This window comes from Nocardia cyriacigeorgica NBRC 100375 (assembly GCF_000308555.1).
In the GTDB taxonomy this organism is placed as follows: Bacteria; Actinomycetota; Actinomycetes; order Mycobacteriales; family Mycobacteriaceae; genus Nocardia; species Nocardia cyriacigeorgica.
On record NZ_BAFY01000023.1, the window covers coordinates 1 to 5,959 of the forward strand.

A 5,959-nucleotide genomic window follows, 5' to 3' on the forward strand; every position below is an offset into this window, starting at 1 on the left:
ATGACCGACATTCCGCCCTGGCTCGCCGGGGCCACCCGGGCCCACGCCGACTTCTCCGACACCCTGTCCAAGGCACGCGCGCTGCGCAGGGTGATGACGCTGACCTCCGAGCCGCGCCAGGCCGCGGTGCTGGTGCTGTTCGGCGGTTCCGTGCAACCGGACCCGGAGGCACCGGGCGGGCTGCCCGCCGACGCCGAGGTGCTGCTGACCCAGCGGGCCTCCACCATGCGCCAGCATCGAGGGCAGGTCGCCTTCCCCGGCGGTGCGGTCGATCCCGGCGATACCGGTCCGATCGATACCGCGCTGCGCGAGGCCTGGGAGGAAACCGGATTGGACCGCGACGGCGTCGAGCCGGTCGCGGTGCTGCCGAAATTGTTCGTTCCGCCGTCCCGGTTCGATGTGACACCGGTGGTGGCGTATTGGCGCACGCCGAGCGAGGTGCGCGTGGTCGACCAGAGTGAAACCGAACGGGTGGTGCGCGTGTCGTTGTCCGATCTGCTCGATCCGGCGAACCGGTTCCTGGTGCGTGGCAGCCTCGGCTACCAGAGCCCGGCCTTCCAGGTCGACGGGATGCTGGTGTGGGGGCTGACCGGCGGAATCCTCGCCGGCCTGATCACCACACTCGGCTGGGAGCGGGAATGGGACCGCACCGACGTGCGTGATCTGGAAACCTCGCTGGCCGCGGTGGGGATGACGCTGTGAGCGCATCGACCTGGCTCGATATCGCTGTCGTCATCCTCGCCCTGCTGGCCGCCTCGTCGGGTTGGCGGCAGGGCGCGGTCGCGTCGGCGCTGGCCTTCCTCGGCGTCGTGCTCGGTGCCGTCGCGGGCATCCTGATCGCCCCGCACATCCTCATCCACATCGGTGAGGGCCGCAGCCGGGTGCTCGCCGGTGTGCTGCTGATCGTGGTGCTGGTGATCGTCGGCGAGGTCGCGGGCATGGTGCTCGGCCGCGCCGCGCGGGGCGGGATGCGGCACACCTTCACCCGCACCGTCGACAGCGTCGTCGGTGCGGTGCTGCAAGCGGTGGCCGTGCTGGTGACGGCGTGGTTGCTCGCGCTGCCGCTGGCCACCTCGTCGCAGCCGGCCATCGCGACCGCGATCAACGGGTCGCGGGTCCTGGCCGACGTCAACGATGTGGCGCCGAACTGGCTGCGCAAGCTGCCCAACGAGTTCTCCAAGCTGCTGAACACCTCGGGCCTGCCGGACGTCATCGGGCCGTTCGGCCGCGCGCCGATCGCCGCCGTCGAACCGCCGGACCCGAGTGTGCTCAGCAGCCCGGTGGCCGCCAGGCTGCAACAGAGCGTGCTGCGTATCCGCGGTGTCGCACCGAGTTGCCAGCGGGCGCTGGAGGGATCGGGCTTCGTCATCTCGCACGAACGGGTGATGACCAACGCGCACGTCGTCGCCGGTACCACCAGCGTCACGGTGGATACCGCCACCGGTCCGCTGGAAGCGGAAGTGGTGCTGTTCGATCCGTCCAACGACGTCGCGGTGCTGTCGGTCCCAGGTCTGACCGCACCGGAAATCCCGGAAGCCGCGGCCCCGGCCCGCTCGGGCGACAGCGCGATCGTGCTCGGCTACCCGGGCGGCGGGCGTTACACCGCGAGCGCCGCCCGCGTCCGCGAGACCCTTGACCTGACCGGCCCGACCATCTACCGCGACGGCACCATCGAGCGCGAGGTGTATACCGTCCGCGGACAGGTCCGGGCGGGTAACTCCGGCGGGCCGCTGGTGGACACCGAGGGCAATGTGCTCGGCGTGGTGTTCGGCGCGGCCGTCACCGACGACGACACCGGTTATGTGCTCACCTTGCAGGAGGTCCGCCGCCAGCTGGACGCGGCAGACGGGTCCAACTCGCCGGTCGCCACCGGGCCCTGCGTGCTGAGTTGACCGCAGCGGCACCCGGCGGCGATAGTGCCGCCGGGTGGTCGGGCCGTTGGCGATGCGGGGCAAGCCGACGAGAGGACCGCGGACGATGAGTACGGCGGCCGCGTGCCCGATCGGTGCGGCCTCGGCGCTCAGCCCAGCAGCTTGGCCAGCTCGGTGGTCACCGCTTCCGGGTTCTCCTGATGCGCGAAATGGCCGGCGTCGGGGATGGTGACCACTGTGCGGCGGGGGGAGAGTCGATGTCCGCGATGGATCGTCGTGGTGAGCACGTAGCGGTCCTGCTCGCCGCGCATCGACAGCACCGGGATGTCGATGGGCTTGCGCATGATGGCCATGAACCGGCGGCCGTCGGGCCGCCACTGGCTACGGAAGGCCCAGCGCTGGTACTCCAGCGAACAGTGGGCCGCTCCGGGAATCTGGATGGCCGAACGCATCCGGCGCGCGGTGTCGGTGAATTCGCTGCTCCCGGACCAGGATGCACCCACCCGCTCGCGCAGCAGACGCTCCACTTCGGCGCCGTCTCCCCGGGTCAACAGGTGTTCGGGGTACCGGGGCAGCTGGTAGCGCAGGAAGTTCGGCAGCCACGTCGAGCGCTGGGCTCGATCGCGCAAAACCGCACTCTTGAGCGCGGCCGGATGCGGGGAGCCGATCACCGCGATCGCCCGGACCAGACGCGGATGCATGACCGCCGTCGCCCAGCAGACCAGACCACCGTCGGCGTGCCCGACCAGGGTGGCCTCGGTGTGGCCGAGCGCGCGGATGAGCCCGGCGATATCGCCTGCGAGGGTCCAGCCGTCGTAGCCGCGCGGCGGTTTATCGCTGTCGCCGTAACCGCGCAGGTCCACCGCGACGGCGCGATAGCCGAGGTCGGACAGCCCGGTCAGCTGATGCCGCCACGACCACCAGAGGTCGGCGAATCCGTGCAGCAGCAGCACCAGCGGCGCATCCGTGCGTTCCGGCGCGGCCTCCACGATGTGGAAGCGGATGCCGTTGGCGTGAACGTCGCGATGGGTCCAGGGACCCTCATAACGGACGCTGGACGGGTCCGGCAGGAAGTTCGACGCCACGCCGATCGAGCGTAGTAGGCCGGGGCCGGGTGTGTCTCAGCGGGCGGGCTTGTCCATCGCGATCTTGTCGGCGGTCAGCTCGTGCTTGCCGTGCGCGCCGAGCCCACTGGGCAGCACCGAACGGGTCTGCTTGAGCGAGTCGATGGTCTTCTCCGGCGCGCGCAGCTTCTTGACCTTGCGGTAGCCGAGGAAGGCGAAGGTGGCCGTGGCGATCACCATCAGCGCGAAGACGATCCAGAACGCCGCCCATCGGTACAGCCAGATATCGAGGGTTTCCGCGACCGCGAAGAAGAAGAAGAAACTGCTGAACAACAGGATCGTCAGCGCGACGATGAAGAAGACGCTGCCCTGCAGGCCCTTCTTGATCTCGCCGGTCACCTCGGCTTTGGCCAGCTCGACCTCGGCCCGTACCAGCGTGGAGACCTGCTCGGTGGCATCGCGCACCAGGGTGCCGAAGCTGGCCGAGGCGGTCGGATCGACCTCGGACAGGGGGATCGCGGTCACGGTGCGTCCGGGGTCGTGCGGAGAGCCGTCTCGATGCGCGTCGCGTCCGTTACCGCCCTGTGTGACACTCACTTGGTCGACCCTTCTCCCTGTCCAGGCATCATTGTTCTCGTTCTAGCGCACGCGCGTCCCGCCGCGCCTGGTGGACACGCCCACGCCGCAACAGTAGCGCCGAACCGGCCAGTGACGCTGCCATAGAGGTCACCAAGATCGCTGCCTTGGCCAATTCCACGGCGGTTTCGTCCTCCAGCGCGAGTTCCGCCACGAGCAGGCTAACGGTGAAGCCGATCGCGCCGAGCACCGACAGGGCGAACATATCGCGATAACCGAGGTGTGCGGGACGTTTGGCGAGCCCGATCCGGATGGCGAGCCAGCTGAAGCCCATGATGCCGATGGTTTTGCCGAGCAGCAGACCGGCGATGATGGCCAGCGGCAGCCGATCGGTGAACAGATGGCCGAACACACTGGAGTTCAACGGGACTCCGGAGGCGAACAGCGCGAACAGCGGCACACACAGCCCCGCCGAGATCGGTTGCACCATGTGTTCCCAGCGGGTGGCGGGCGCTTCGGATTCACCGGGGTCCTTGCGGACTCGTGTCAACAGGCCCATTCCGACCCCGGCCAGCGTCGGGTGCACGCCGGCCTCGTGTAGCGCGTACCAGGCCACCAGGGCCAGTGGCAGATACACCAGCGGAGTGCGGATGCGCTTGTGCTGGGCCAGCCACCAGCCGGCGAAGCAGGCGAGCGCGGCGAGCAGCCACAGCAGCGACAACCCGGCGGTGAACAACACCGCGATCAGAACGATGGCCAGCAGGTCGTCGACGACGGCAAGGCTCAGCAGGAAGACTCGCGCGCTGGCCGGCACCCGGGAACCGGTCATGGCCAGGACCGCCAGCGCGAACGCGATATCGGTGGCGACCGGGATGGCCCAGCCGCGGTCCATGCCTGGCACGCCGTATCCGATGACGTAGGCGATGATCGCCGGCGTGACCACACCGCCGACGGCGGCGATGATCGGCAGCGCGGCCCGTTTGCGGTCGGCCAGCTCACCCACCACGAGTTCGCGTTTGAGTTCCAGGCCCGCCACGAAGAAGAAGACCGCCAGCAGCCCGTCCTTGGTCCAGTCGGCCAGCGTGAGTTCCAGGTGCAGCGGCGGAATGGCCAGCACCGCATCGGTCATCGTTTCGTAGCTCGCGCCCCACGGCGAGTTCACCCACAGCAATGCCACCGCGGCCGCGATGAGAAGCAATGAGCCGCCGACGGTTTCGGTGCGTAGATACCGGGACAGCTCCGAGCGCGCCGCTGTGATCACGGGAAACCTCTCGACAGGTCGGTCAGGGACCGCAGACGCGCGGCGAACCGCAGCGGATTCGACGTACACGACCACGCGCCGACCAGACTTCCCGGCACACCTTACGCAATTCTAACGGTTACACCCGGTGACAACCGAACCCACCGGGCGTAACCTGCCGCTTCTGCCGGAAAACCGCCGGTTCGACTCAGGCGCGCGAGGCCCGGATGGCTTCGAAAACGTTCGGATCGACCAGCGTCGAGGTGTCACCGAGTTCGCGGCCCTCGGCGACGTCGCGCAGCAGCCGCCGCATGATCTTGCCGCTGCGGGTCTTGGGCAGCTCCGGCACCACGTGGATCTCGCGGGGCCGGGCGATCGGGCTGATCTCCCTCGCGACCTCGGCCTTGAGCTCGTCGACCAGTTCCGCACCGGTGTCCTTGGCTTCGGCGGTGAGAATGACGAACGCGACGATGCCCTGCCCGGTGGTCTCGTCGCTGGCGCCGACCACGGCCGCCTCGGCCACGCCGGCGTGACCGACCAGCGCGGATTCCACCTCGGCGGTGGAGATGCGGTGACCGGACACGTTCATGACGTCATCGACCCGCCCGAGCACCCACAGGTCGCCGTCGGCGTCGAGTTTGGCGCCGTCGCCGGCGAAGTACCAGCCCTGTTCGGCGTAGCGCTCCCAGTAGGTGGCCTTGTACCGCTCCATATCGCCCCAGATGCCGCGCAGCATGGATGGCCACGGCTGGTCGAGCACGAGATAGCCGACGACGGCCGAATCGCCGGCCGGGCGCACGATAGTGCCCTCTTCGTCGACGACCTTCGCGGAGATACCGGGCAGCGGGGTCATGGCCGCACCCGGCTTGGCCGCCGTGACGCCGGGTAGCGGGGAGATCATGATCGATCCGGTCTCGGTCTGCCACCAGGTGTCGACGATGGGTGCGCTGCCGGAGCCGATGACCTCGCGGTACCACCGCCATGCTTCGGGGTTGATCGGCTCGCCGACCGAGCCGAGCACCCGGATCGAGGACAGATCATGGGCGTCGGGGATCTCGCGACCCCACTTCATGAACGTGCGGATGAGTGTGGGCGCCGTGTAATAGATGGTGACGCCGTACTTTTCGATGATCTGCCAGTGCCGGTGCTCATCGGGGAAGTTCGGGGTGCCTTCGTAAACGACTTGGGTGGCGCGGTTGGCGAGCGGG

General features: G+C 68.8%; 6 protein-coding genes. 2 read left to right on the top strand and 4 right to left on the bottom strand.

The genetic code is table 11. The annotated features are described in order from the left end of the window. Positions 1–702, top strand: coding sequence for an NUDIX hydrolase (locus RJ05_RS01660; RefSeq protein ID WP_036532248.1), 702 nt, complete (start codon positions 1–3; stop codon positions 700–702). Next, positions 699–1,892 carry a MarP family serine protease gene (locus RJ05_RS01665; protein ID WP_036532250.1) on the top strand — a complete coding sequence of 398 codons (1,194 nt, stop codon included), beginning with the start codon at positions 699–701 and terminating at the stop codon, positions 1,890–1,892. Before RJ05_RS01660 ends, RJ05_RS01665 begins: the two co-directional genes overlap by 4 nt. A 128-nt stretch (positions 1,893–2,020) precedes the next feature. On the opposite strand, the gene RJ05_RS01670 is transcribed toward RJ05_RS01665, so the two are convergent. The 4 genes from RJ05_RS01670 to RJ05_RS01685 all read right to left on the bottom strand — a co-directional run. Then, a complete protein-coding gene (locus RJ05_RS01670) occupies positions 2,021–2,956 on the bottom strand; it encodes an alpha/beta fold hydrolase (RefSeq protein WP_036532253.1) in 936 nt (311 codons plus the stop codon). Between the two features lie 36 nt (positions 2,957–2,992). Next, positions 2,993–3,532, bottom strand: a complete 540-nt coding sequence (locus RJ05_RS01675) for a phage holin family protein (RefSeq protein ID WP_036532255.1) — start codon at positions 3,530–3,532, stop codon at positions 2,993–2,995. A gap of 28 nt (positions 3,533–3,560) precedes the next feature. Further along, positions 3,561–4,772, bottom strand: coding sequence for a Na+/H+ antiporter NhaA (nhaA, locus tag RJ05_RS01680; protein ID WP_036532258.1), 1,212 nt, complete (start codon positions 4,770–4,772; stop codon positions 3,561–3,563). Between the two features lie 187 nt (positions 4,773–4,959). Then, a partial coding sequence (locus RJ05_RS01685) for an AMP-binding protein (RefSeq protein WP_036532261.1) occupies positions 4,960–5,959 on the bottom strand: 1,000 nt, incomplete at its 5' end.